The 23068-nt window shown below is 40.8% G+C and carries 35 protein-coding genes and 2 pseudogenes; 5 read left to right on the top strand and 32 right to left on the bottom strand.

Annotated elements, in window-relative coordinates; all coding sequences use genetic code 11:
* Positions 1–17: 17 nt before the first annotated feature.
* The 13 genes and pseudogenes from HT574_RS13040 to HT574_RS12985 form a co-directional block, all read right to left on the bottom strand.
* Positions 18–1733, bottom strand: coding sequence for a terminase large subunit (locus HT574_RS13040; RefSeq protein ID WP_175244940.1), 1716 nt, complete (start codon positions 1731–1733; stop codon positions 18–20).
* On the bottom strand, positions 1714–2079 hold the full coding sequence (locus HT574_RS13035) for a P27 family phage terminase small subunit (protein WP_175244939.1): 366 nt from the start codon (positions 2077–2079) through the stop codon (positions 1714–1716). The genes HT574_RS13040 and HT574_RS13035 overlap by 20 nt, the downstream gene beginning before the upstream one ends.
* 126 nt (positions 2080–2205) lie before the next feature.
* Positions 2206–2550 carry an HNH endonuclease gene (locus HT574_RS13030; protein ID WP_175244938.1) on the bottom strand — a complete coding sequence of 115 codons (345 nt, stop codon included), beginning with the start codon at positions 2548–2550 and terminating at the stop codon, positions 2206–2208.
* Complete coding sequence (locus HT574_RS13025; RefSeq protein WP_175244937.1) at positions 2547–2948, bottom strand: hypothetical protein; 402 nt, start codon at positions 2946–2948, stop codon at positions 2547–2549. Before HT574_RS13025 ends, HT574_RS13030 begins: the two co-directional genes overlap by 4 nt.
* Before the next feature lie 64 nt (positions 2949–3012).
* Positions 3013–3318, bottom strand: a complete 306-nt coding sequence (locus HT574_RS13020; protein WP_175244936.1) for a hypothetical protein — start codon at positions 3316–3318, stop codon at positions 3013–3015.
* A gap of 46 nt (positions 3319–3364) precedes the next feature.
* Positions 3365–3826, bottom strand: a complete 462-nt coding sequence (locus HT574_RS13015) for a hypothetical protein (RefSeq protein WP_175244935.1) — start codon at positions 3824–3826, stop codon at positions 3365–3367.
* A gap of 470 nt (positions 3827–4296) precedes the next feature.
* On the bottom strand, positions 4297–5532 hold the full coding sequence (locus HT574_RS13010) for a hypothetical protein (RefSeq protein WP_254698673.1): 1236 nt from the start codon (positions 5530–5532) through the stop codon (positions 4297–4299).
* 170 nt (positions 5533–5702) lie between these two features.
* Positions 5703–5822 (bottom strand): annotated as a pseudogene (locus tag HT574_RS19960) (ArpU family phage packaging/lysis transcriptional regulator); the annotation flags it as partial.
* Positions 5823–6255: 433 nt separating this feature from the next.
* Entirely contained in the window at positions 6256–6741 is a 486-nt protein-coding gene (locus HT574_RS13005; protein ID WP_175244934.1) for a type II toxin-antitoxin system VapC family toxin, read from the bottom strand.
* A 1-nt stretch (position 6742) separates the two neighbouring features.
* Entirely contained in the window at positions 6743–7378 is a 636-nt protein-coding gene (locus HT574_RS13000; RefSeq protein ID WP_175244933.1) for a Panacea domain-containing protein, read from the bottom strand.
* 168 nt (positions 7379–7546) lie between these two features.
* Positions 7547–8008, bottom strand: a complete 462-nt coding sequence (locus HT574_RS12995) for an ArpU family phage packaging/lysis transcriptional regulator (RefSeq protein ID WP_375154121.1) — start codon at positions 8006–8008, stop codon at positions 7547–7549.
* Positions 8009–8112: 104 nt separating this feature from the next.
* Positions 8113–8253 carry a hypothetical protein gene (locus HT574_RS12990; protein ID WP_175244932.1) on the bottom strand — a complete coding sequence of 47 codons (141 nt, stop codon included), beginning with the start codon at positions 8251–8253 and terminating at the stop codon, positions 8113–8115.
* An 11-nt stretch (positions 8254–8264) separates the two neighbouring features.
* A complete protein-coding gene (locus tag HT574_RS12985) occupies positions 8265–8759 on the bottom strand; it encodes a hypothetical protein (protein WP_175244931.1) in 495 nt (164 codons plus the stop codon).
* Between the two features lie 557 nt (positions 8760–9316).
* Here HT574_RS12985 and HT574_RS12980 point away from each other — a divergent pair.
* Positions 9317–9652, top strand: coding sequence for a L,D-transpeptidase (locus tag HT574_RS12980; RefSeq protein ID WP_175244930.1), 336 nt, complete (start codon positions 9317–9319; stop codon positions 9650–9652).
* Between the two features lie 17 nt (positions 9653–9669).
* Here the strand turns inward: HT574_RS12980 and HT574_RS12975 are convergent, their stop codons facing one another.
* The 17 genes from HT574_RS12975 to HT574_RS12895 all read right to left on the bottom strand — a co-directional run bounded on the left by HT574_RS12975 (position 9670) and on the right by HT574_RS12895 (position 17702).
* Positions 9670–10017, bottom strand: coding sequence for a hypothetical protein (locus HT574_RS12975; RefSeq protein WP_175244929.1), 348 nt, complete (start codon positions 10015–10017; stop codon positions 9670–9672).
* The gene (locus tag HT574_RS12970; protein ID WP_175244928.1) at positions 10018–10464 is read right to left on the bottom strand and encodes a RusA family crossover junction endodeoxyribonuclease; all 447 of its coding nucleotides are present in this window, start codon (positions 10462–10464) and stop codon (positions 10018–10020) included.
* 16 nt (positions 10465–10480) lie between these two features.
* Positions 10481–10657 carry a hypothetical protein gene (locus tag HT574_RS12965; RefSeq protein ID WP_175243687.1) on the bottom strand — a complete coding sequence of 59 codons (177 nt, stop codon included), beginning with the start codon at positions 10655–10657 and terminating at the stop codon, positions 10481–10483.
* Between the two features lie 120 nt (positions 10658–10777).
* A complete protein-coding gene (locus HT574_RS12960; RefSeq protein WP_175244927.1) occupies positions 10778–10945 on the bottom strand; it encodes a hypothetical protein in 168 nt (55 codons plus the stop codon).
* Positions 10945–11133 carry a hypothetical protein gene (locus HT574_RS12955; RefSeq protein WP_175244926.1) on the bottom strand — a complete coding sequence of 63 codons (189 nt, stop codon included), beginning with the start codon at positions 11131–11133 and terminating at the stop codon, positions 10945–10947. Before HT574_RS12955 ends, HT574_RS12960 begins: the two co-directional genes overlap by 1 nt.
* A gap of 5 nt (positions 11134–11138) precedes the next feature.
* Positions 11139–11975 carry an ATP-binding protein gene (locus HT574_RS12950; RefSeq protein ID WP_175244925.1) on the bottom strand — a complete coding sequence of 279 codons (837 nt, stop codon included), beginning with the start codon at positions 11973–11975 and terminating at the stop codon, positions 11139–11141.
* On the bottom strand, positions 11923–12825 hold the full coding sequence (locus HT574_RS12945; RefSeq protein ID WP_175244924.1) for a DnaD domain protein: 903 nt from the start codon (positions 12823–12825) through the stop codon (positions 11923–11925). The genes HT574_RS12950 and HT574_RS12945 overlap by 53 nt, the downstream gene beginning before the upstream one ends.
* A 176-nt stretch (positions 12826–13001) precedes the next feature.
* Positions 13002–13910 (bottom strand): recombination protein RecT, encoded by a 909-nt coding sequence (recT, locus tag HT574_RS12940; protein ID WP_175244923.1) that lies wholly within the window; start codon positions 13908–13910, stop codon positions 13002–13004.
* A 17-nt stretch (positions 13911–13927) separates the two neighbouring features.
* Positions 13928–14104 (bottom strand): hypothetical protein, encoded by a 177-nt coding sequence (locus HT574_RS12935; RefSeq protein ID WP_175244922.1) that lies wholly within the window; start codon positions 14102–14104, stop codon positions 13928–13930.
* Positions 14105–14115: 11 nt separating this feature from the next.
* Positions 14116–15045, bottom strand: a complete 930-nt coding sequence (locus HT574_RS12930; protein WP_254698670.1) for a YqaJ viral recombinase family nuclease — start codon at positions 15043–15045, stop codon at positions 14116–14118.
* A gap of 112 nt (positions 15046–15157) precedes the next feature.
* Positions 15158–15349, bottom strand: coding sequence for a YqaI family protein (locus tag HT574_RS12925; protein ID WP_175244921.1), 192 nt, complete (start codon positions 15347–15349; stop codon positions 15158–15160).
* Positions 15339–15722, bottom strand: a complete 384-nt coding sequence (locus HT574_RS12920) for a hypothetical protein (RefSeq protein WP_175244920.1) — start codon at positions 15720–15722, stop codon at positions 15339–15341. The genes HT574_RS12925 and HT574_RS12920 overlap by 11 nt, the downstream gene beginning before the upstream one ends.
* A 195-nt stretch (positions 15723–15917) precedes the next feature.
* On the bottom strand, positions 15918–16052 hold the full coding sequence (locus tag HT574_RS12915; RefSeq protein ID WP_309138301.1) for a hypothetical protein: 135 nt from the start codon (positions 16050–16052) through the stop codon (positions 15918–15920).
* A gap of 62 nt (positions 16053–16114) precedes the next feature.
* Positions 16115–16393: a hypothetical protein gene (locus HT574_RS12910; protein WP_175244918.1), complete on the bottom strand. Its 279-nt coding sequence runs from the start codon at positions 16391–16393 to the stop codon at positions 16115–16117.
* On the bottom strand, positions 16390–17148 hold the full coding sequence (locus tag HT574_RS12905) for a phage antirepressor KilAC domain-containing protein (protein ID WP_175244917.1): 759 nt from the start codon (positions 17146–17148) through the stop codon (positions 16390–16392). Before HT574_RS12905 ends, HT574_RS12910 begins: the two co-directional genes overlap by 4 nt.
* 89 nt (positions 17149–17237) lie before the next feature.
* On the bottom strand, positions 17238–17426 hold the full coding sequence (locus tag HT574_RS12900) for a hypothetical protein (RefSeq protein ID WP_175244916.1): 189 nt from the start codon (positions 17424–17426) through the stop codon (positions 17238–17240).
* A gap of 21 nt (positions 17427–17447) precedes the next feature.
* Positions 17448–17702 carry a helix-turn-helix transcriptional regulator gene (locus HT574_RS12895; RefSeq protein ID WP_175244915.1) on the bottom strand — a complete coding sequence of 85 codons (255 nt, stop codon included), beginning with the start codon at positions 17700–17702 and terminating at the stop codon, positions 17448–17450.
* A gap of 199 nt (positions 17703–17901) precedes the next feature.
* Here HT574_RS12895 and HT574_RS12890 point away from each other — a divergent pair, with 199 nt between their 5' ends.
* Together HT574_RS12890 and HT574_RS12885 are read left to right on the top strand one after the other, a co-directional pair.
* Positions 17902–18561, top strand: coding sequence for a helix-turn-helix domain-containing protein (locus tag HT574_RS12890; protein ID WP_175244914.1), 660 nt, complete (start codon positions 17902–17904; stop codon positions 18559–18561).
* A 77-nt stretch (positions 18562–18638) separates the two neighbouring features.
* Positions 18639–20048 carry a recombinase family protein gene (locus HT574_RS12885; RefSeq protein ID WP_175244913.1) on the top strand — a complete coding sequence of 470 codons (1410 nt, stop codon included), beginning with the start codon at positions 18639–18641 and terminating at the stop codon, positions 20046–20048.
* A gap of 21 nt (positions 20049–20069) precedes the next feature.
* Here the strand turns inward: HT574_RS12885 and HT574_RS12880 are convergent.
* A pseudogene (locus tag HT574_RS12880) lies at positions 20070–20513 on the bottom strand (ATPase, T2SS/T4P/T4SS family); the annotation flags it as partial.
* Between the two features lie 201 nt (positions 20514–20714).
* Between HT574_RS12880 and HT574_RS12875 the strand changes: the two are divergent.
* On the top strand, positions 20715–21410 hold the full coding sequence (locus tag HT574_RS12875) for a helix-turn-helix transcriptional regulator (RefSeq protein ID WP_175244912.1): 696 nt from the start codon (positions 20715–20717) through the stop codon (positions 21408–21410).
* 265 nt (positions 21411–21675) lie between these two features.
* The gene (locus HT574_RS12870) at positions 21676–21918 is read left to right on the top strand and encodes a DUF2626 domain-containing protein (RefSeq protein WP_017435099.1); all 243 of its coding nucleotides are present in this window, start codon (positions 21676–21678) and stop codon (positions 21916–21918) included.
* A gap of 47 nt (positions 21919–21965) precedes the next feature.
* Here HT574_RS12870 and HT574_RS12865 read toward each other — a convergent pair.
* Positions 21966–23068: class I SAM-dependent methyltransferase (locus HT574_RS12865; protein WP_175244911.1), on the bottom strand; the 1103-nt coding region annotated here is incomplete at its 5' end.

Raw genomic sequence — 23068 nt, 5'->3', positions numbered from 1 at the left:
TCACCACCTTTCTAGGCTCACTTAAGCAAGTCGCTCATCGTAATTACACTAATATTTCCATCACCTTTAGACGCAGTCATTCTTTTCATGACTTCTGTATGAGCGTTTAAAAAAGCCATAAACCCATCAATTTTACGGTATCTATTCTGCTTTGTCGGCAGCCAATTGCCGTTTCGATCTTCTACCAGCTTCACATTATTGATATACCAACGGAAAAGTCTGTTATTGTTGAAGATTACTTTTCCATCTAAAAATAATTCCTTTACATCTTTCAACGCTGGACTTAATGTGATGGCACCTTGCCTTACCACTTCTGTTTTAAACCCGTAATTTTCAAGGTCTTTCACTAAACGGAAAGCATTTGCAGGGTCATAAGTAATCAATTCGATGCAAAATCTTTTGGATTGCTCTATAAACCAATTCAAAACTTTTTCATATTCCACATAATCGCCTTCGCAAATTGTTAAAAGCCCTTCTTTCTCCCACTCGTGGTATGGAATTTTTTCGTTATCGGCAATTACCTTTTTTCTCGGAATCCACGAATGAGATAAAACAAAAATCTCCCTTGTATCCAACCAAAATTCAAGACACGCACTCGTGAAGTCCTCTGTTTGAGAAAGGTCAAAACCGCCGATGCAAGACATCCCCACTAGTTTCTCGATGTCTATCGTCTTATTATTCCGTTTAATAACCTCATAATCCAAAAATGATTGTTCATCTGACTTCACAAAGACGTTTAACCGTTTCGTAATGAAGTCGTTTCGCTCGGCTGGAATGTGCTTTCGAGCGTTCCATTCTTCGATAAGCGTATCCAAGTCAAGAGTAACTCCAATGTTCGGATTCGCTTTAATCCAATTTTTCGGATCTTCAATATCATCGCCTTCATCAACCTCTGCAATAAAATAAAAAGAGCGCTCATCTTCAATGACGCCATCGAGCACATCCGCTGCTTTGCTGTAATAATCAACCAATGGTCCATCGAACTGATACCCAGCCGTTGTGATATAAAGTATTAACGGTTGCCTGCGCGCTCCAGTTGAGTTTTTTATCACGTTGATCAGTTTATAGTCTTTGTACTCATGAATTTCATCGAAGATAGCAAGATGTGCATTCAAACCGTCTAATTTCTCGCTATCGGACGCCTGTGGTTCTATTTTGGAGAAGGTCTTATCATAGTGAATAGCATCTCGAAGCACACGGAAATGTTTGGACAATAAATGAGATGCCTTAATCATTTTCTGACATTCATCAAAAATTACCCTTGCTTGCTTCATACTGTTGGCCAAAAGATAGACGTCAGCACCTTTTTCTCCATCTTTCGAACATCCGTAATTCGCTAATCCGGACACTATTGTTGATTTTCCGTTTTTTCGCCCAACAAACACAAGACCTTCTTTAAAACGACGAAGACCTGTATCTTTGTGTATCCAACCGTACAAAGAACCAATAATAAAATGCTGCCATACTTGTGCAACCAAGCTTTGAAAATTTCCTTTTGACGGACGACAAAATGTTTCAATGAATTTAATCGGGCGATGCCCTTTTTCTTCGTCAAATATCCAAGGAAAATCTTTTGTGCCTTGTCGCTTTAAATCATTTAGATGTCGTTTACAAGCTAACTTTACTTTTTTACTTGCAATAATCTTTCCTTTAACCACTTGTTCCGCGTACCAAGTGGTTAACAGTTTTTCTGATGGTTTCGTCAATATGACATTAGAATCTTTCAAAATCATCCACTTCCACCACCTCCGCGACTTTCTTCTCGGAGGCTGGTGTTAATTTCAGTTCAGCTTGAAGCTTCCGCTGCTGCTCAACGATCTTCAGGATCTTGTCAACCGACTTGTTCTCCCGGAACATTTCCTGAGAGCCGTTTTTGAAGAGTTCCATAACACCGCGTTTCTTGATGTCCTTCATATGCTCCTGCTTGAGTTGTTCCAAGAGAACGATGTTATCCACGATCATGAGGGTCCGGTCGTTGAGGTTGTTCTCCTTCTCTAGTTCCTGGATGAGAATCTGGAACAAATTCTTCGCCTCTTTATTCTTGATGATCTTCTTCGGTTTAATGGTTTCTTTGTCCATCTCACCACCTCCCCCTCCTTGTTTTATACCCCCCTCGCGTATGGAATTCATCCGCGCGCGAAACGAAGGGCCGCGGCCGGTCTGGCGACCTCCTGCCCCCACTTTTTGGGGTAGGGGGGATACCCCCTAGGTTATCAACGGGTTGGCTTCTGACTTGATAACCCTTACTTTCCTTGGCTTCTTTTCCTCTTTTGCCTTCTTTCCTTTCTCTGGATGCTCCTCATTGTGACAGGCATTGCAAAGACTCTCCAAGTTTTCCGGGTTCAATGCTTTCGCCGGATTGTCTTGGAGATGTTCTTTATGGTGAACTACATCAGCCGCTCGAAGGATTCCTTTCCTCAAACACCGCTGACACAAGTAGTTGTCCCGCTTGAGGACATATTCTCTGCATTTACGCCAGGCTGCACTGTTGTAGAATTTCTTTGCTTCTTTATTGCGTTTGTACTTGTCGTAATATTGCTGTTGATTCATCGTCTTCTACACCATATGGAATCATTTGAATTCAGCTTAAACAAATGCTTCAGCTTTGTTTTGAATCTTTGAATAAGCGTTCTCCGGCCACAACCTGATGGAATTCCTAAACATGTAAAGTCTTTGGCTTGTGATAGGCCACAGCCGCAGACATAATTAATCACGTCTTGTTCAGATTCTTTAAATGGATTGCTTAGCTTAATTGCCTTGCAAACCGGTGAACCATTTTCATAATCTCCATACTCAATTTCAATATTAGGCAGTCCAAGATGTTTTTCGTCTTTCGTACGCCAATCGAACGATACCCTTACTTTTTTAGTGATTTCCTCCCCTTTATAAAACACACGTGGCACACTTCCGTACTCATCTAATTCAATTACGAGCAGTTTATCTTTCATTCATATACATCTCCTTCACTAGAATTTTCGTAAACCATGTTATCCCTCCAAATAAAAAAGCACCCTAATTGGATGCTTCATAACGTTCCCGTAATTGATTCATTTCTTGTTTGTTCCGCTGGACTAATTCATCTATGCGACGAACGATTTGTTTTACCTTATACTCATTCGGAGTTGTTCTCGCTTTAGCCCATAACTCATTTATCCTGTCCTGCCTTGCCCTAATCTTTACATTAGTGTAGAACGAATGATATTCATGTTTGCAGTTAGGACAAATAAAATAAGCCAACTGAATATCACGTTCAATGATTCTTGTTTGCAGATTGACTTCCAATTCATTCTGGCAGTAATCGCATTTAACGTTGGACATTGGCCCTTCACCTCACAAATAAAAAGCACCCCGAAGGATGCTTTGCTTAGCTAAATTGTTCTACCCATTTCTTTCTCTGTTCTACCGTGCGTTTTAGCTGATCTGCATACAATTTTGGAATCTGTTTGATATGCTCCAAGGAGAGCATTATTTTTTCAAAATCATAATTAGAAATAAATGTGTATATACTCATATCTTCTTTGTCATTCAACGAGTATTTGGTAATAACCTTTACTTTTCCTTCTTCCAAAGAATATACATAGTATTCATTATCATCATATCCGATAATAGGACCGCGTACAGTTAAAAGATCAATTTCAGGATGTGAAAAATAAATCCCTTTGCTCTTGATATATTGAATAAAGGGATCTAACTCTTTTAACTTTTTTAAAAATAGATCATACTGTTTTTCCATTAACGTATAATTTTCGTCCTGTAACGCTTTTATAATTTCATCATTTTTCTTTAGGTACTCTTCAATATCTTGGTTTTCTTTATTTAACTCCATTCATAAACCACTCCTTTCGTCCTACTCAATACGACAAAAGGAGAGGTTTTCCTACATCGCTTTTTCGTCAAATTCCGACATTCGTACACACCGCACAAATGGACAGGAAACAAGATATGGCACTTGCCACTTCGCCCATATGCAGTTTTTGCACTTATGGCGTTCGTAGGCACGTTGGGCTTTTTCTTTGTCGCTGTATGGATACATAACCATAAACCTCACTTCATGCTCTCGTGGTAGCTTCCATTACATGAGCTTATTGTTTCCTGTTTTGCGTTTTTAAATTCACTGCAAATAAAAAACGCCACCCCGATCGGAGTGACGCCCTGCTTCAAAATATCTCACGCTATCATCATATCATGTCCGAAGCAAAATAATCTGTCATCTTTCTGCCAAAAATCTGCCTTTTTTCTGCCACAAATCTGCTATTCGTCCCTTGCCTTTAACAATGGATTTCTAGTTTCTTTCTTTTATCGTTGATCCGAGATAGTTGCATTATTATTAAGTGCACTTAATAGAGCAAGATTGTCATATGGAGGACCAAATGTTGTACCTGCAAGCAAAACAATATCAAATTCATTCGGTGGGGTTCCCCATGAGTTTCCTAAGAAGGTTGTGAATGCACGGTCTACTAAAAATCCTCCTTTTGTATTGTAAACCACATTATTGTTAATAGGACCTGTCACATTCGGATTAATATACATTCCTGTCCTTAAAGAATGGAAAGTATTATTCATCACCGAAATAGCAAGGCCTCCTTGAGATACAACGGCTCTGTTAACAACCCAGCTGCTCATAGGCAATGGTTGAGGTGGTCCGTAAATGGTATTATTGATGATCGTCGTGTTATTCCCGCCAATTTGGATAAATTCTTTTTGATAAGGAATATCGCTTGTCATTGTTAAACCATCGATTGTCGTATTCGGCGCAGTAATTAGCATTGCAATAATGTCTGCTTGTAAGAATAGAAGGGTACCTGGTTCTCCTTTTAAAGTAATTCCAGCCTTATTGACGACAATTTGTGATGTAATTGGATACGTTCCACTTAGAATATGAACAGTTCCACCTGGATTCACCGCGGCAATTCCTTGAGGAATGGTTCCAAAAGGATTTGCTCTACTACCATTTCCACCAACAGCACCAGCTTGAACATAAATATTATCCAAATCAACGACCTGATTTACGGCTTGATCAAGAGCAGCTTGGACACTAGCAACGGAAGGGTAACCTAAAGCAGGCCGATTATCAAGCAATTGCTGGGCAACATCGTTTTTAGCTGTTTCTGATAATGTGTTATATTCTGTAAGATCCAATCCAAGCAAAGGATTTTCGATGGCAGCTCTCATTTCCGGAACAGTTGTTGCGGCATTCACAGCAGCTAAACCGACAACTTGATTTACGGCTTGGTCAAGAGCAGCTTGGACACTAGCAACGGAAGGATAACCTAAAGCAGGCCGATTATCGAGCAATTGCTGAGCAACATCATTTTTAGCTGCTTCTGATAACGCGTTATATTCTGTAAGATCCAATCCAAGCAGAGGATTTTCGATGGCGGCTCTCATTTCCGGAACAGTTGTTGCGGCATTCACAGCAGCTAACGCAATGTCTGCTGGCAGAGGTCTATGCACTTTCACGATTTGCATATTGGTACAACTACATGTCACCCTCACCTGTTTCATATTTGTTCTTTTCTTATGTTCTGACAATATATTTCACCTACTTTCCACTTTATTAAGATATTTCAATATATGAGCAGAATCATAAATTAGTTATAGGCTAAGAGTTTATATTATCAAAATCAGACGATTTAATATTCGGAGAATGAGATAACCGAATGGAGATATTCTCTCTGGATCACGAATCGGCTGCACAAAATTCATTGTTTATACACCTCGATCCGGAGAGCAAAAGCAAGCTTATAAAAGTCGCGTGATTTTATGCGATAATATTTGCTCTCGCTCATTCCCATCTCATTGTAGAGCTCGTAGCTGTACATTTTCCTCACCTCATGGATATCTTGTCCACCATGAATCGAGAACTGTCCTTCACGCACCGAGGAAACAGGCACGAAACAATAAAAGAAGCTTGCCATTTTGCCCATACACACGTTTTGCATTTATGTTTCTCATATTCCTCTTTCGCTTTTTCTTCTTCTTCATCGTATCGTTCCATGCCTGTCACCTCGCTTTCTGATTTAGCACATGTTTTTGTTAGAATACCTATTGATAGCATAATAAAACGCCACCCCGATCGGAGTGACGCTAGGTAAAAAAGCCTTTTGTTGGGAAGTTTCACCCTGCTTCAAAATATCTCACGTTATCATCATAGCATGTCCGAAACAAAATAATCTGTCATCTTTCCGTCATTTTTCCTTCATTTTTCTTTCAGTTTTCTGTCAAAAAATAAACACGCCAAAAAGATGGCGTGATCTATCCAGTAACCTCAACTTCTTCAATTACAACAGGTTCAGTCAACCAGCTTTCAACTTTTAGGTTTGGTTCCGCCTCTTTGATCCTTTGAAAATCGCTGTCTATACTTATTACAGTTAAATTATGCGCAAGTGCAACTGATGCTATCCAAAGATCGTTCTCGCTGATTCCCGCATCTTTTAGAGTGTATTTTCTTTTTTTCTTCTTTTCCTTTGGCCCGAATTTTTCTAACACTTTTGCTTTTAATTCACCATAGTATCTTGCAACACTTGGATCGCATCTTATAATTTCAATTTTACTGAGAAACTCACTAACTTGAAAGAGATTTTCTGTAGTTTTCTCTGACCTATACGCCATAAAATATAGCTCTGACTCGACAATAAAGCAGGTTTTAATGTGTTTATGATCTGTTTCTCTTAGTTTCTGAGCCATTACTGGATCGTTATCTAGGATCCTACTGCAATGATTGGTATCTAGCAAATACATCTTAGTTGAATTTAGCCTCTATTCTGTTCTTATACACGTCTTTTAGGCATTCTTCAAAATCATCCCCTTGCCAAGCACCAAGAAATCTCAGCAAAGGGTTAGCAGTAGGCTCCTCTTTATCCAGCAATAACTCTAATCTCGGTTGTGGATTAACAGTTATACAGTGCCACTCATTATTTTTTACTTTCTTCAAAACCTCACTGTAATAAACAATCATCGATTCTACTGTTATTATTTCATTTGAAGGAGCATCATCTGGAAGACCCTTTCTAGCCTTTTTCCATGGATCTTCTTCATGCGTTAAAGCTTCCAATTGATCAGCATTATAACAACCGTAAATTTCCCAAATGGTGTCTAGATGCTGTTTCTCACCATCTTCTAAAGAAAGTTGTTCTGTATTTGTTTCCGTTATTGGTAGATAACCATACTCCCTGTACCAATCATAAACTAAGTAATTCACAGGTCCGTGCGACCAAGCTTGGAACGTACTATTTGGAAACAATGGTTTTCTTTTTTTGACCAAATACCAAGCTTGCGCGTAGAAAAGAATTTTTTGTAACTTCTTAGGGGTTATTTCATATTTTGTTCCTGGCTTACTTAACCCAATGAAATATTTAGCAGCGTCTAGAATATTCATATTATCCCCCCCTGTCCCGTTCCTTACTTCTATAAATAAATAATAGTAATAATTGGGTATTTTATCAATAATAAACTATTGCAAAAACATAAAAAATCTTATATAATACCATATCTTGTGTTTTTAATTAAAAACAATACTATATATTGTTATAAATAATGAAGCACCTTAAACAGGTGCCTCTTCTTCTTTGTAAACTTCAATCCGTAAAGCAAAAGCCAATTTATAAAACGCCTTCTCACGGATACGGTAAAACCTTGATTCACTGATTCCCATTTCATTGTATACCTCATAATCATAAGGCTCTTCCAATGTCATATATCGCTTAATAATCAATTCCCGCTCCATCTTGTTCAATCGATTCACCGCGCGGCGTATTCTCTCCATGTACTCATCGCGTTCTCGTTCGAAGTCTACTTTTTTGATTGCCGCGCTTTCTGTAGATGAATGAAAAGCATTCGTGTTGCTTGGCGGCACGAGAGAGTACGTTTGCGTCACGCGTGGCAGGAATTCGTCCGGAACCGTCAACATATACATGCGATATTTTTCAAGTGCTGCCTCTACTGCTTCTTTTGTTTTTTCTCCGTCCGTGTCACGCAAAAAAGACAGTTGATAAAACCGTTTGCCCACTCGGACCCCTCCCGTGTATAATATGGTCGAGGAACGATATTTTACCTTCATTCTTTTCTCTTTTGACCGGGAGAAGTCCGGTCTTTTTTATTTAGGTCCGGAGCTTATAATTTGCAATTCTGCGTTGCCGTCGGATCATATTGATTCACAAGCTTATATCCTTGCAACTGGTACTGTCTTACTTTCCATTTTCGCTTCGTTCTGACTTCCTTATGTGTTTTTGGATGGCGCAAGATGTAGATCATTCCGCTCCTCCTCACTCAACAAAATCGAAGATACTCATTTGCTCGAAGTTTTCAGGTATTTCCTCTTTTGTTTCACTTTCAAGCGTTTCCGTTTTAAAAACGGCCTCGTTTGTTTCATTTTCTTCCGCATTCACTTCTCTAAAGTCCTCAAACCAGTGCAACGGAAAGCAGCCGATGCACTTTTCTAATTGCCGATCACGAAACACATACGCATGTGTTCTTGCTAGCTGCAAATAATACATTCCTAACTTAACCTGCTGGTATCCTCGTTTTCTCCAAATGAGCTTTGCCGCATAGATTTTTGAACTGTCCAATACCGGAACATTGTCCACAGCTGGCTCCGGTGGCCATTCGTCTTCTTGAACGATTTGAAATAATGATTTATGAAAACATCCTTGATGGGCACTTGTCTTTGGAAGCTTTGAAACGTAATAATGATCGGGACCGTTTGAGAAGAGAAAATACTTTTTTCCCTGCTCAAGAACGGTGGATACGCCTGTATCCACGCAAACTCCTTGCAACAAGTTTTTCACCTTCTTTTACAACTCAATTTATCTTTTTTGTATACCTTGTGATATCTGTCCGTTTCAAAAAGTCCCACTAGTACATTTAATGTTTATAAACATTTATAGGAGGTGATTTTCCATGTTTTGTCCTAGACCAGTTATATGTCCACCTAGATTTGCGGTGCGAGACTGTTTCATTCCTCGTGTAGTCCCTTTTATCCATCCAGTTGTACACATTAATCGTCACAATATCGTCAATGTTCCTAGACATATTGTTGCTCCTATTACAAGAAACGTGGTTGTTGATCCTGGATACCCTACTCATTGCTGTTAATCCCCACGAATGCCCTACTTTTATTTAGTGGGGCATTTTGTATAATAACTAAGAAGGAAAAGACGATTTACACATTAATGAATAATATATGTGTCACAGACGAAACGAACTGTTCATTAAGCAGTTTTGCTTTCTTTTCTTTTTAACTGTTCAATCAATTCCTATTAATTAACAAGTGCCTGGGTTACTTCATACAATATTCAAAAAAATGGAGTTGTTCTTCATGGTGAAATGGATTGACGTATCTACATCACAACATCAATTAAAACTTTTTGATGGAAATAGGCTTATAAAAGCTCACCCAATTGCAGTTGGAAAAATATTGACACCAACACCTTCCGGGACATACACGATTATCAATAAACAACGTAATCCCGGCGGACCATTTGGAGTGCTTTGGATGGGATTGTCAAGACCTCATTATGGTATACACGGAACAAATAACCCAGCTTCAATCGGTAAGAATGTCTCACATGGATGTATTAGAATGTTTAATCATGATGTTCTAGAATTATCATCTAGAGTTCCAATTGGTACTAGGGTTTTTATTCATAAATGACAAGGCTGTCATCCTGCTCATCTCATGTTTTGCCTTGCAATCTCAAACACTCGCTCCCTATCCTCAAGCGATCGCCATACCCAGTGTTTTCCCTTTTTCTCGTACAGATCGAACCAATACTGCTCAAAATCCGTACGCTCTGTATATCCAGCGTGGGAACGGCCATCGTGATACAACTCTACACGGACCCACTTGTATACGTCGTCACACCGAATGATCGCTGCGTAATCGTCGCTTGTTCCCCATTCCCAGTCTTTCATATATCCAAGCACTTCCCAGCCGGGAAAAACGCTCTGTATCCTTCTCAATGTTTTATCATCGACCTTCTCATCCTCAACAAAATCGAAAATCGTCAGCTGGTTCATTTATTCCCTCCTTTCGGGAGCAGTTTGTTGCTGCTCCTCTAGTGGAACAATAGTGATTTCCACCCTTGGTGTCTCGCTGTACCATTTGGAAATATGTAAGTCTACCACCTGGCTGTCATCCTTCCAAATGACGTTTTTGAGTGCATCCTTTATGGATTTCGCATAGTTATCTACATCCGGTTTACTTGTCGGACGCAGCTGACCAGCTTCGGCCGATGCCTTTTTCTTTTTGCTGAAACTTTTCAAGGTAGGCTTGTACACCTTAACAACAAGAGATATAGGTCCCTCGAGTAATTTTTCAGGACGATGTTCAGAAGCTACTAATTTCACGTATTCCTTGAAATTTCTCGATTTTTTCGGGTCATACATCCGGATATGACCGTCAATCATGGTTGCTCGAGGTCGGCCCTGTGCGACAGGCTCGCCATAGACAGTGAAGCTAATCATTGTGTCTTCACCTCATTTAGTTATTTAACATGTACCATCCGTAGAACATTGCAAGTACGATAACAATTCCGAATATCCATTTCAATAGAGGAGGCAGTGATTCAAAAATGATGACTGCACCAAAAAATATCAACGCAATGATCGATAATAATGTGAGCGCCACTAAAACGATTAATATTTCTATCACAGTCATCTCACCACCTATCAAACGCCTATATTCGCCTTGTGCAGCGTTTTTTTCTCGTTCCAATAATTATTTTACATTCTCACAAAAAATGCTCGAAATTTGTCGAAATTTGAAGAGAGATAGGCATCATTGTTTTGCTTTCTCGGTTGCCAATACAAATCGCAACGTGTAGTAGGCCAAGTCGTAAATAGATTTACCTTCATCCTCTGTGATTCCCATATCGATGAGTTGACGAATCATCATTTGACGTTTGAGTTCCTGGGTGTATTGAACCTTTTCATAGAGGATGCCCATCAGCAACATACCTCCTTTTTCAATCGTTCTTTTGCTTCACGAAGCCGTCTTCTGAATTCGATCATTTCCTGCTCGAATTCGTGTCTGGCACGTTCGGCATGTTCGCAATCGCAAGCCGTCACCAAGCACGCGCCGTTTGCTACTTTTGTGTATAGCTGACCCGTCCCGTTACATTTCACGCATGTCATTGTTCTTACGCCCCCTTTAATCTGAAGTCTTCCCCCTCAACTTCGTGGAGATATGGACCACATTGTCCTATCAATCTACTTGCTGCAGCATATCCGATTTTTTCGCTTAACGTTCCGCGATCTTCGTTGCTATTAAAGACGATTGGCCTTTGCTTCCGATAACGTTCGTTGATAATTTGGTAGTACAACGCTTCTTTCGCTTCCGACCATTTTGCCTTGCCTATGTCATCCCAAACTAAAACATCTGCATCAATGGCACCTTGCAGGAGTCGATTGAGCGTTTCTCCCTCATCGTTCATCCTTTTAGCTTGAGTGAGCTCGTCCATGAACGAAACATCAGAAACCACTAGAACATTGAATCCATCTTTGATAAGGCGTTTTGCAAGAGCGATCTGCAAATGCGTCTTCCCGATCCCAAAATTGTTATGTTGTTGTTTAACAACGGACCGTTCCTCGATTGGCAATTCTCTTAGGCGCTGTTCGCCAACTTTGGCAATGAAACCCAAATTTTTGTCAGACAAAATTTTCTTTGTTGTGCCATCCTCTTGCTTGATAACAGCGAATTCGTTTAGGTAGCTAATGGTCGCATCATACATATCTTGCTGATACTGCGTCGATCGCTTGAAACTTTCAAAATTCGCATGGATAAACTCATCCGGAATGAGCGCTTGCTTGAACCGACGTTTCCATGCTTTTCTTTCCCGGCATTCACACGGCTTTGCAAATTCATAACCTTCCTCATCCTTATAGAAAATGAATTCCGTATCTTTACATTGGGAACATTCGTATTCATCCTCCCCAGGCTTTTCGTGCTGCTTCGGCTTCTCGGAGGATTTGCTCATAAGACTTGCCTTCTTTTGCAGATCGGCTAACACCTCTGCGATGCTTGTGAACCGTGCCATTAGTATCCCCCTTATCCAAATCTTCAATGGTTTTAATCCCCTGCTTTCTCCATGCGTTCAATTTGTTGTAGACAAACTTCCATGTCTTTCCGTTTCCTCGTGCTGCATCTTTAATGGCTTCTACAATCATTTCTTCTGGATTAGTAAAGCCAAAATTATCGATAACGTCTTGTATGTCTTCACGGAGAAATTCTGTAATATCTTCTTTCTCCAAAATCTTGCTTTTTTGAAGAAGGTCTAAAATTTTGTCCACAGTATATTCATCATCCTCTTTATTAATTTTTTTATTAATTATTTCTTTTATATCTTTTATATCTTTATTAGATAGGCCAGATGTGGCACTTCTCTCGGACAAAAATGGCACTTCTCTTTGTTCAGAAATGCCATATTTGGCACTTCTCTCATCATGAGATAGGCCATTTTTGTCCTCTCTCTCATCGAGAGATGTGCCATTTTTGGCACTTCTGTTTTTATGGATAAATTTCTTTGATTTCCTAACTTTGTAAATCTCACCGTACGGAGCACGAACCGTTTCGATGTAACCTTCATCTTTTAGTCGAGCAATATTTCTTTTCACGGTCCGTTCGCTTCCACCAAGTTCCGCAGCGATTTCTGCAAGTTTCACAGGTTTGCCGCCGAGTACGATGCCCCAAGTCTCACCTTCTTCCTCTATTTCCTTTGTGACTTTAGAAATGAGCCACAAAAACTCCCAAATTGCTGATCCAATCCTTTCTCTATGCTGCGCTGTCAGTAAACCTGAATAAACAGGGAAGTAAAAACTTTCGGGCATCGTATCACCTCGGCTTTCCTATTTCTTTACACAAATCACATATCGACCTTCTACACGAACCGGCTTCAAGCCGGGATGGCTGCGCTTGATATATCCCTTGATGTACTCGATGTAGAGTTTCTTGTTGCCAGCAGCCATCCAACGGAAACAATGTGGGATAACAATTCGGTATTCCATCATTCGATGTCAAAGCTCTCCTGTTCGAAAGCAATTGGTTTTTCCTCTTCTTTCGGCTGTTCTTCCTCTGCAGGAACCTCAAATGCCTCTGCGTCAATGTACTCAACGCGTTTTGGTTCTTCCTTGAAACTCGAATGAACTGTTTCATCAGCTGCAATATGATTCTGAATTTCTACGCTGATTGGCATATATTTGATAAGCTGTTTGATGACCGTTTTCTTGGCCATAGATTCATAGTGATCTTTCCAAGGGCCGTAAATTTCACCGTTCTTGTTTCTTGACTTACTGAACTTATCTCGGATCTGATTGATTTGTTCCACACTCATGACCGTGAAGGCATAACCGCCATCTTTGAAACGAGCATAAGCATAGAAGCATTTCAGGTTTCCGCGTTCCCCGTCAAGCTTTGGTTTGTGGTAAAGCTTTTCATTCAGGCCATATTCAAACTCGAATTCATCATTTTCATAGACTTCATTTGCCACAATACTTGTCACTTGGCCGGATCTTCTCACCAATTCGATCAGGCCCTTATATCCAATAACAAGCTGAACTTCTTTCACCCAATATTCTTTTCCGTCCGGCCCTTTCTTCTTGTTGTTAAACGGCACCAAGTAACAAGAGCCAAAGGCATCAGGTTCAAGGCCTACTTGGGCTGCTTGCATCACAGCACCAAGTAAACTTTCAGGTGTGCAATCACGAAGTGCCGGATTTCTTCTAAATTCCGTGACAGCCAAACGGATCAAGCGATCAGCGTTCAAGTGTTTTGGCAGCGCCATTTCAAATTGTGGCTTGTATTCCATCATCAGATCCATCAGGGTTTTTGGTTTGTTTTCTCCTTGTTGGGCAAGCTGTTTTTGTTCTTGCTTTGCAATTTCTGTTTTCAACTTATCCGCTTGTTTAGTTGCCATGATTTTTCCCCTTTCCATTACTGTTTTTTAAATTGATTTGCAGCCGGGCAGGTGGCCCAATGTGGAACCCTGCCCGAAACAATTTCGCCTTCATCCGAAACAAGCACTTTCTTTTCAGGATCACACGGCATCGCTTTTCCATTCGGCGTTTTTACCCAAACGATTTCAGCACCGCAACCTTTGCATTTTGCCAAAGCAATTCCCCCTATTTGACCACGAATTGCGATTTTCGTCCTTCGGTGACGTACTTTGCATAGATATCAGGGTGATCTCTTTTCAGGGCATCTTTATCGAATTTTTCAACAGTGTAACGCGTCCAAGTGATCTTCCGCCCAGCCACGAAGCCATATTTCTTTTCACCCATATAGCTTTTGATCTCGTTTTCGATGGCCTTCTTTTCTTCCGTCAATTCATCAATCATAGCCTTTAGTTCATCCCGTCTTTTCAACTTTTCGGCAAAGTATCCCGGCAAATCAATGCTTTCTTCAACGTGTTCAGGATACATGGCGGCCAATAGATCACTTGATGCTTGGGATCCATCGAAGGCCGGAGGAACTTTAGGGATCACATGATTGTTCCAAAACTCATAGGCTTTCCGTTCAAGAATGGCAATCAGTTCATCATCCCGTTCGATCTCAAACATTCTGAACTTGTTTCCACCGATTAAAACGGCCAAGTGCCACTTCTGAAAGCCCGTTATGGCCATATACCATTGACATTGGACAAAATAAGCATCTGGAACACTTTCTTCATTCCATTGATCCTTCAAATATTCACTGGCCGTTTTGCATTCAAGTCCTTCTTTCCGGCCTACAATCAACCGATCCACATTTGCCAAGAAGTACGGATATTTTTTATGTCGCAAGATGGCATTTCTTCTTTTCACTTTCAGGCCCGTTCTTTTGCTGAATTCTTTGGCCACCACTTCTTCAAGCACCGTGCCCCAATATGCTGCTTCCCCGGCTTCTTCTTCCGGCAGTTCACCGATCTTATCAAGATAAACTTGCATAGGACTTTTATATTTGTTTAGGCCCACGATTGCCGCAATATCCGAACCACCAATCCCTTTCCGACGAGCCTGCAGCCATTCTTCATGGTTCATTTCACTTGTGTTTGTGAGAACAACAGCTTCCAAGCTTCTCCCCTCCATTTGATTTTTGGTGGAGATTCCTTTATGATGAAGATAGTTACCTCAAGGGAAAGCCCCCTTCATCCCTGAAACGTCTCACCCCCCAGTGAGGCGTTTTTTATTCAGCGATTTTGCGTGTAGCGCCTAACACTTGAATGAGATACTGATGAATGTTTTCTTCAAGAACGATCTCCCCGTCTGGAAACTCATAGATGACATCGCCGTAAAGGATCTCGTCGTTGAAAGCGTCAATTCCCCAATGAGGGCTTTTAAGCCGAACCGGACGAGTCATCGAATTTTCAACTTGCATGGATTCGCCCCCTTTTTCTATTGAGTTTTGTGAGCTTTTGTCGAACAGAAAAGTAGGTCCGACCGAGCTTTTCAGCCAGCTGCATTTTTGTCATATGGTGCTGGTTCATGAGGATGAATTCCTCTTCCTCCTTCGTCCAGCGCCGCATCACAAGTGTTTTCTTTTTCTGCTTTTGCTTTTGTGCTGGCTTTTTCTCTGCCACTTTCGGCTGCCCACCCAATTTCTTCCCCAGCTCCTGCATCCGCTGTCCGATCGGGCAGCTAGAGCAAACGTGAATACTGGCGTTAGTTGCTGAACGAAACTGGCAGCCCTGGCACTGATCGAGGAGCCTGGCGATCTGCAACCGGATGAGTCTTTTCTCCTCCCGTGTCACTTCTCTCCCACCTTTCGCATAGATATTTAATGTGCCTCCTTGCGTATGGATTAGTAATGTGATGGATGTGCTAGTGCACATCGTCACAGCTAGGAGTAAACGTGATAGGTGAGGATGGGCACCCTGTTTACTCCCAGCCATGACGACAGGCACTAGCCTGTCTTGTTATCAAGATTTGAATATGGTAGAATGAAATTACTGCATGGTAGGCATCGCTAGACGGCTAGTGTTGGAAGTGCTGGCCGTTTTTTCTTTTTGTAAAAAGCGCTTGTAAAGTTCCTCTTTCGCTTTTAACTCCGTAGCCATAAGGAGAGCTGGATTTTCTCTCATTTCCTTGCACCATCTACGAACCTCTGAAACTTTCATTAGTCGGCTTGCAGTGAAACAAACACTCATTGTTCATTCCCCTTTCTCAATTTGATGGAACTAATGACCGCAATATCCACGCCGCGCTCCTTCAATATCTCGACGAGCTGCACTAATTGATCATGCTCCTCTTTCCGTTTGATAAGCTCGTCCCAATCGCGTTTACAGCGAAGGAATTCCTTCACCCATTTCTCCGCCTCGTCCAAGTCGCGCCCGAACTGAGCCACACGAGCACGGGCAAGGCAATAGTCGCAGCAATCGAGCAGTTTGGCAGCACGTTGCATATCACCTGGGAGGACGTTCATGATGCCAGTCCCTCCTTTTGCAACAGAAGCCGGAATGTCTCTCTCCCTTTCGGCGTAATCAATGTCTGAACGTCCGCTTTTCCGTTTCGAGCAAACTCCTTCAATTCAAATAATTCCGGCACATACGGCGCATAAGGGTTGAGTTTCCCTTTCTGATCCCGATAAACAAATTTGTTTTGCAGAAGCCAATTGATGAAGAACCGCTCCTTGACTTTCAGTTCTTTTGCAGTGTCCCGGAAATTCGTCAAAAGATTCCGATCAACCAAGGCGTCAAAGTAATCCGCTTTTGGTTTCATGACAGCTATCTGTTCGTTCTGCTTGCGGACGGTTTGAAGAATACCGCGGAATAACATTTGTGTCTGTTCATCAGCGAAAGGCAAGTAGGTTTGGATGAACAAGTCATCGTTAGCAACATAGCCGCCCGTTTTTCTGATTGTTGGAAGGACTACTTCAAATATCCACTTTTCAAATTCTTCAGCCTTCTGTCTGATTTCTGGGTTTTTGCTTTGATCGGCCGCTTTGACTATTAATCGGTATATATCTCTTTCTGGGATAACTTTCACCGTTTGTTCTCCGCCGTTAGTAAGGATGCGGTAAGTTACCGCCCCCTTGCAGTGGTTTGAAATTGCTTCATGTGGTCGGCTATACCCCAATACTTTTGCAACATCATTGCCAACAGCGTGCGGGTTGTTGTTAATCTCGACGAACCGAACATCCCCAAACATCGGATGATTAAAAATCTGTAATTGATTCATCGCTTCTCTCCTCTCCATGCCTGTCCAAGTTTCTTTCTAAAAAGAAGCTTTAGAGGGCGAATTCAGATTTCATTTTGTCAATATAGAACTCATCCACACTGGGCAGTTTCGTTTTCGTTCACCTCCTTTGCTCGCACCAGATTTCCGTTTTCCAAAACCAACTCTCCGCGTTCCAGTGCAGCCAAAATGCGAGGAATGGATATTTTCATGAAGAATTTCGTCATTTCTTTCATGGTTTCATTACTAATAGCAGGTCGATTGCTTTGAGTTGCTATCATTACTCCTCTCCTCTCTGTTACTTATGACGCGTTTTCTTGTTTCGTTTTCGAAACTTGAGGTTCAATAAAAAACTCGTCTGCACTAATACCTAGAGTCATGCAAATTAAGCGAACCTCACTCAAAGAAAAGTCTCCCCCGGTTCCGTTTAAATTTTGATTAATCGCGTATCTTGATTTATTGAGTAATTTAGCCAAATCAGCTTGTGTCCAACCAATTTCATTTAAGTATGCCTTTAACTTCGTATAAGGAGCATGACGTCTTTTTACTTCATCCACGCTGTTCCCTCCTCTTGTTTCGTAATCGAAACTTAACTCTGATTAAAATATATCATCTATGAGTTTCGAAATCAACTACTTTATTAAAAATTTTTTATAAAAAATATGGCGGTATCGAAACCGATATGGTATAATTTGTTTAGATGTATCTAAACATAATCGAAAGGTGCATAAAAATAATTGAAAGAAGGTGAATAAAATGGCGTATTCGTTTGGTAAAAAACTAAAAACATTAAGAAAATCAAGGAATTTAACACAAGAAGGATTGGCAAAAGCTCTCAATACAAAATATGGAACAAATTTCAATAAAGGGATGATTTCTAAATGGGAAAATGATAGAGAAGAGCCAAGAATCGATTCAGTTCGCTATATAGCCGATTTTTTTAATGTTTCATTAGATGAAATTCTGGGATTAAAGGATAATGAAGTAAACATATATGAAGTGGTAGAGAATGATTTCTCAAACATTGTAAACCTTCCTATTGTCGGAACAATCGCTGCTGGACAACCTATACTAGCTGCTCAAAATATCGAGGGATATATGCCAATCCTTTCTTCATTTCTTAATAAGTACAAGGAATATTTTTATTTAAGGGTAAAAGGAAACAGCATGAATTTAGAGTTTCCAGATGGTTCTTATGTTCTTGTGGAGAGAACCAACGAAGTGGAAAACGGTTCAATCGCCGTTGTGTTAGTAAACGGCTATGAAGCCACAGTAAAAAAAGTATCGATAAACAAGAATATCATCACTCTTATTCCAATGAGTAACGATCCGTCTTACCAGCCACAAATATATGACATCACGAAAGACGAAGTTAAGATTATCGGGAAAGTTGTACAAGCTGTGAAAATTTATTAAATTTCTAGCGCTAGAAATTTAATCTCAAGGGTGAGTTACCTCTCGCCCTATTTTTACAAAGAAAGGAGAGAGCGTTCATGACTGTAGGTATTTATATTCGTGTAAGTAAACAAGAACAAGCGCTAGAAGGTTATTCCATCGATGCACAAAAAGAGCGACTAACAGCATATTGCAAAGCACAAGGATGGACAGACTACCGATTTTATATTGAAGAAGGTATATCAGGAAGAGATACAAACCGACCAAAATTACAACTTTTGCTGGAACACATTAAAGGTGGACAAATTAAAACACTCTTGGTTTATCGACTCGATCGCTTGACGCGTTCCGTTATTGACCTACACAAACTTTTAAAATTTCTTCAGGATCATGGATGCGCATTCAAATCTGCGACAGAAATGTACGACACAACAACAGCAAATGGAAGAATGTTTATGGGTATTGTCGCCCTACTCGCGCAGTGGGAATCAGAGAACCTTTCAGAACGGGTTAAGATGGCGTTAGAACAAAAAGTATCTGAGGGAGAACGTGTCGGAAACATCCCTTACGGGTTCGATTTGACAAAAGATGCAAAGTTAGTAAAGAATGAAAAATCTATCGTTGTGTTAGACATGATCGAGAAAGTTAAAAATGGATGGTCATTAAACCGGATTGCCAATTATTTAAATCTCGTTAATAATGATCGAGAATGGAGAGCGAATACCGTTTTACGCATTTTACGAAATCCTGCTCTCTATGGAGCAACAAGATGGAACGATAAAATTTTTGAAAATACGCATGAAGGCATAATAAGTAAAGAGGAGTTTCTAAAACTTCAACAGATATTAGATGATCGAGCAGTGCATCACAGAAGAGATGTGAAAAGTACGTACCTTTTCCAAGGAGTTCTTATCTGCCCTTCTTGCGGACGCCCTCTTTCTGTCAATCGCTATATCCGAAAAAGAAAAGACGGCTCTGAATATCAAAGTGCAGTTTACCGATGCCAAGCTTGCTGGAAAGAAGGTAAGAAGGTTTTCACAATTGGTGAACAGCGATTTTTAGAGGCTTTGAAGGAATACATGAAAAACGTGGAGATCAAGCCTATAGAACCACCTGAGGAGGAAAAAGACGAGAAAGCTTTTTATCTTGAACAGCTGAAGCAAATTGAAAGGAAAAGGGAAAAATATCAACGTGCTTGGGCTGCTGATTTAATCAGCGATGAGGAATTTGAACAACGTATGTGCGAAACAAGGGAAGCTTATGAACAACTCAAGAAAAAACTTGACGAATTTAAGGACGAGATAAAGGTAGATCCAGAGCAATTAAAAAACATCGTTTTCGCTTTTAACGCAACATTCGAACATCTTACACAAGAGGAAAAAAGAGAGTTTATCTCACGGTTCATTAGAAGGATTCATTTCAAAGCGATTCCGAAGCCTCCAACACGGCCAGACCGATACAAAACAGGGAAACCTCTCATTGTAATTACTGATGTGGAATTCTATTAATCGCAGTTGTTTTTATGTAACGTTAGCAGTCGGTCCGGTGCAAATGATTAATCCTTGCGGCTGTTGAAACAGGGAAAGCAATATGTTGGTAGAGTGGGCAAATAGGGAAATTTGTGACTGTGGCAGGAAAAAACTTTGTGGAAGAAGCCGGATGACGAGGCTTTCATCGTAGAATGTCGGCAATGTGGAAAGGCGTAAAGAAATGATTTCCCCTTGCTGGTTTGTCTCCATTGCTCCGCTTTGCGGCCGACGGCGTTCGCCAATGTCCATACCTGCTAAAAATTTAAAATGGGTAATAAGCCGCTCGCATGTTTCTTTTGTCAGCGTCGCTTTTTCGATCAGCAGTCCATCTAAGCGAAAACGCACTACCGCATCGTTCTTCCGCGGAACGATATGAATATCCGAGACGCGAAGCAACCCTGCTTCCATGAGAAGACGGTCCGCCAAATATTCAATCTCATTCATTCGTTCATACCATTCCTCCTTTCGCTATATTGCTACATATTTCGACTTGCTCTCGCCTTTTTCCTGCATTACAAATAAAAAAATTTCATGAACATTTTATGAAATTTTTACGATATTTATGTTGGTAGTGATAAATATCATTCCTTGCCGAAAATCATTTTATTATAATGACCATAGGAATATTATTTAGGAGGAACCGTTATGGAACAAACATTAAAAATTACAAACGTATTGGCTGACCCGACGCGCTATCATATTTACGAGTATATCGCCAAAAAACATAAGGAAGTATCTGTTCAAGAAATAGCTGACGTATTTAACATCCACCCAAATGTCGCCCGTCTTCATTTAACAAAGCTGGAAGATGTCCATATGATTGTTTCCGAAACGCAAAAAACCGGAAAAGGCGGACGGCCAAGCCGCCTTTACCGTCTATCGGATGAAGTCATTCAGCTTCATTTTCCGTTTCGCGATTATCATCTCCTTGCCAAAATCGCGATTCAAGCGATGATGAAGCTTGGTGATGCGGGCAAACAGGCACTTTACGAAACAGGAAAAAACTTTGGCAAAGAACTTGTCGTCCAGCGCATTCCACATGATCAATCCCCACAGCAGCTAACGTTTGCCGAAAAAGCAGCCATCGTGAAGGAAGCAGCAGAAACGGCAGGATTTTACCCTGCGTTTGAATATAATGAAAAAGAAGAAAAAATATATTTACAAATTTTTAACTGTCCGTTTAAAGAAATCGCCCTTCAAACGCCGGAAGTCGTTTGCCAAATGCATCGCGCGTTTTTGCAAGGAATGTTTGAAGTGCTTTTCCCAAACATAGAACTAGTAGAAATGGAGAACATGACAAACGGCTGCGATTATTGCTTGTATCGGGCAAGTTTGACCTAATAAAACAAGGACATGATGCACCGCTTTTCTGTCATTATCGGCAGAAAAGCGCTTTTATGTTCTATATAGTTGCAGCCTAATGATTCGCCTTTTGTACCTTTTACAGAATCATGAGGCTGCCGAATGTAAGTCTACGCCTTGCCGCTGCCGGCAACACAACGGCACAATATGAGGGCAGATAGGGAAAGCGTTATTTACATTTGCCATTATTGTACATTATAATAAGTAAAGATGGGGATTTGCACTTAAAAAGGAGGGATACATAATGGATCGCATGTTCCGCGTCCTAGCATTTTGGACGGGAATTTTCGCAGTCATGTTTTATCTTGGACATATGCACCAAACATCGCTTATTTTCTTTGGTCAAACCGTATTTTTCCTCTTTCTCGGTTATTTAAAATTAACAGAAAGAATGTACATTTATATTTTCGGGGCATACTTAACCATTTTCTTCGCGGCCTTTACGTATTGGACAACATTTATGATGATCCCGGGAATGGGAGAATGAAGAACGAGCAGGAGTCTGTTTCTCCTGCTCACTTTCTTTGCCTTTCATTAGGAAAACAGCAAAAACTCTTGCTGCACCCATATATCATCCCAGCAAAGCTGCATACCTTTTTGCTGGATCATCACATGAAAGGCGCTGCTTATTCCTTCGTCCATGATCAAGGACCGAAGCGCCCGGTTTTGTCGGTTTTTGGAAGAAAATGGATTGGTGTCATCGTGTGTTACTAAATATTCCAATATTCCAGCCGCAAGCAAAAAGCGGTCCTGCCTGACGAGCGCAACATACTCCCATCCCGCCTGTTCCCCGTACATTCGCAGCGCGTCCCATTGCACGTGCGCTGTTATATCCATCTCCCCAGGATACATAAGCGGATCGGTGATGAGACGGTGGCGATAATATCCGCGCAAGCTTCCCTGCTGTCTTGCTGGCCATTGCAACTCCTTGTCCGTATAGCCGTAATCAATCGTTATCATTACACTATTCTGAAAAAACGCAGAGGTTTGCAAAAGAAACTGTTTTATCGCAAGCGGTACTTCTAAACGCTGCCCGTTCGCTAAATAAAGCTGCCGCTCATGTAAATATTGAAAAATATCTTCATTATCTAGCGGGTATTTTTCCTCGATCAGCTTGCCGTCGTTCACGGTGACAAAACATTCATATATTTTTCCATTTTCCTTTGCGATTACGTGTACCGGAAACGCATCAAAAAATTCGTTGCTAAAAACGATTCCCGTAAACGAAGGCATATGTTGTTTGAGTTCCTTTAGATCTTTATACTGCATCACTTTTTCTGCAGCATCGCCAAGCGCTTGCAGCTGCTTTGCCCGCTGGAAAGGACTTGTTTCGACAATGATATAAGATAGTTGTTTGTATGTGTGCGGACTTTTTCTCTTCCATTCCTCTAAGACCGCGCGCGCAAATTTGCCGTCTCCGCCTCCAAACTCGCAAATATGCGGCAACACGCCTCCTTTTTCTACTAAACGAAGAAAAAAAGAAGCAAACAGCTTGCCAAATAGGTCGGAAACATAGCTGTTCGTAAAAAAGTCTCCGTCTTTTCCAATTTTCGTTCTTTCGCTCATATAATACCCGCACCGTTCATCATATAAAGCAAGCCTCATGTAGTCGGCATACGAGAGATCGGAAGAGCGTC

This window comes from Parageobacillus sp. VR-IP, assembly GCF_013357975.1.
GTDB classification, from domain to species: Bacteria; Bacillota; Bacilli; order Bacillales; family Anoxybacillaceae; genus Saccharococcus; species Saccharococcus caldoxylosilyticus.
The sequence above is the reverse complement of the archived record's forward strand: the minus strand, read 5'-3'. Positions and strand labels throughout refer to the sequence as shown.

Coding starts and splice junctions, on each gene's coding strand:
- HT574_RS13040 (WP_175244940.1), bottom strand. CDS start 1,733: ATGATTTTGAAAGATTCTAATGTCATATTGACGAAACCATCAGAAAAA.
- HT574_RS13035 (WP_175244939.1), bottom strand. CDS start 2,079: ATGGACAAAGAAACCATTAAACCGAAGAAGATCATCAAGAATAAAGAG.
- HT574_RS13030 (WP_175244938.1), bottom strand. CDS start 2,550: ATGAATCAACAGCAATATTACGACAAGTACAAACGCAATAAAGAAGCA.
- HT574_RS13025 (WP_175244937.1), bottom strand. CDS start 2,948: ATGAAAGATAAACTGCTCGTAATTGAATTAGATGAGTACGGAAGTGTG.
- HT574_RS13020 (WP_175244936.1), bottom strand. CDS start 3,318: ATGTCCAACGTTAAATGCGATTACTGCCAGAATGAATTGGAAGTCAAT.
- HT574_RS13015 (WP_175244935.1), bottom strand. CDS start 3,826: ATGGAGTTAAATAAAGAAAACCAAGATATTGAAGAGTACCTAAAGAAA.
- HT574_RS13005 (WP_175244934.1), bottom strand. CDS start 6,741: ATGTATTTGCTAGATACCAATCATTGCAGTAGGATCCTAGATAACGAT.
- HT574_RS13000 (WP_175244933.1), bottom strand. CDS start 7,378: ATGAATATTCTAGACGCTGCTAAATATTTCATTGGGTTAAGTAAGCCA.
- HT574_RS12990 (WP_175244932.1), bottom strand. CDS start 8,253: ATGATCTACATCTTGCGCCATCCAAAAACACATAAGGAAGTCAGAACG.
- HT574_RS12980 (WP_175244930.1), top strand. CDS start 9,317: ATGGTGAAATGGATTGACGTATCTACATCACAACATCAATTAAAACTT.
- HT574_RS12975 (WP_175244929.1), bottom strand. CDS start 10,017: ATGAACCAGCTGACGATTTTCGATTTTGTTGAGGATGAGAAGGTCGAT.
- HT574_RS12970 (WP_175244928.1), bottom strand. CDS start 10,464: ATGATTAGCTTCACTGTCTATGGCGAGCCTGTCGCACAGGGCCGACCT.
- HT574_RS12965 (WP_175243687.1), bottom strand. CDS start 10,657: ATGACTGTGATAGAAATATTAATCGTTTTAGTGGCGCTCACATTATTA.
- HT574_RS12960 (WP_175244927.1), bottom strand. CDS start 10,945: ATGGGCATCCTCTATGAAAAGGTTCAATACACCCAGGAACTCAAACGT.
- HT574_RS12955 (WP_175244926.1), bottom strand. CDS start 11,133: ATGACATGCGTGAAATGTAACGGGACGGGTCAGCTATACACAAAAGTA.
- HT574_RS12950 (WP_175244925.1), bottom strand. CDS start 11,975: ATGAGCAAATCCTCCGAGAAGCCGAAGCAGCACGAAAAGCCTGGGGAG.
- HT574_RS12945 (WP_175244924.1), bottom strand. CDS start 12,825: ATGCCCGAAAGTTTTTACTTCCCTGTTTATTCAGGTTTACTGACAGCG.
- recT (WP_175244923.1), bottom strand. CDS start 13,910: ATGGCAACTAAACAAGCGGATAAGTTGAAAACAGAAATTGCAAAGCAA.
- HT574_RS12925 (WP_175244921.1), bottom strand. CDS start 15,349: ATGCAAGTTGAAAATTCGATGACTCGTCCGGTTCGGCTTAAAAGCCCT.
- HT574_RS12915 (WP_309138301.1), bottom strand. CDS start 16,052: ATGAGAGAAAATCCAGCTCTCCTTATGGCTACGGAGTTAAAAGCGAAA.
- HT574_RS12910 (WP_175244918.1), bottom strand. CDS start 16,393: ATGAACGTCCTCCCAGGTGATATGCAACGTGCTGCCAAACTGCTCGAT.
- HT574_RS12905 (WP_175244917.1), bottom strand. CDS start 17,148: ATGAATCAATTACAGATTTTTAATCATCCGATGTTTGGGGATGTTCGG.
- HT574_RS12900 (WP_175244916.1), bottom strand. CDS start 17,426: ATGATAGCAACTCAAAGCAATCGACCTGCTATTAGTAATGAAACCATG.
- HT574_RS12890 (WP_175244914.1), top strand. CDS start 17,902: ATGGCGTATTCGTTTGGTAAAAAACTAAAAACATTAAGAAAATCAAGG.
- HT574_RS12885 (WP_175244913.1), top strand. CDS start 18,639: ATGACTGTAGGTATTTATATTCGTGTAAGTAAACAAGAACAAGCGCTA.
- HT574_RS12875 (WP_175244912.1), top strand. CDS start 20,715: ATGGAACAAACATTAAAAATTACAAACGTATTGGCTGACCCGACGCGC.
- HT574_RS12870 (WP_017435099.1), top strand. CDS start 21,676: ATGGATCGCATGTTCCGCGTCCTAGCATTTTGGACGGGAATTTTCGCA.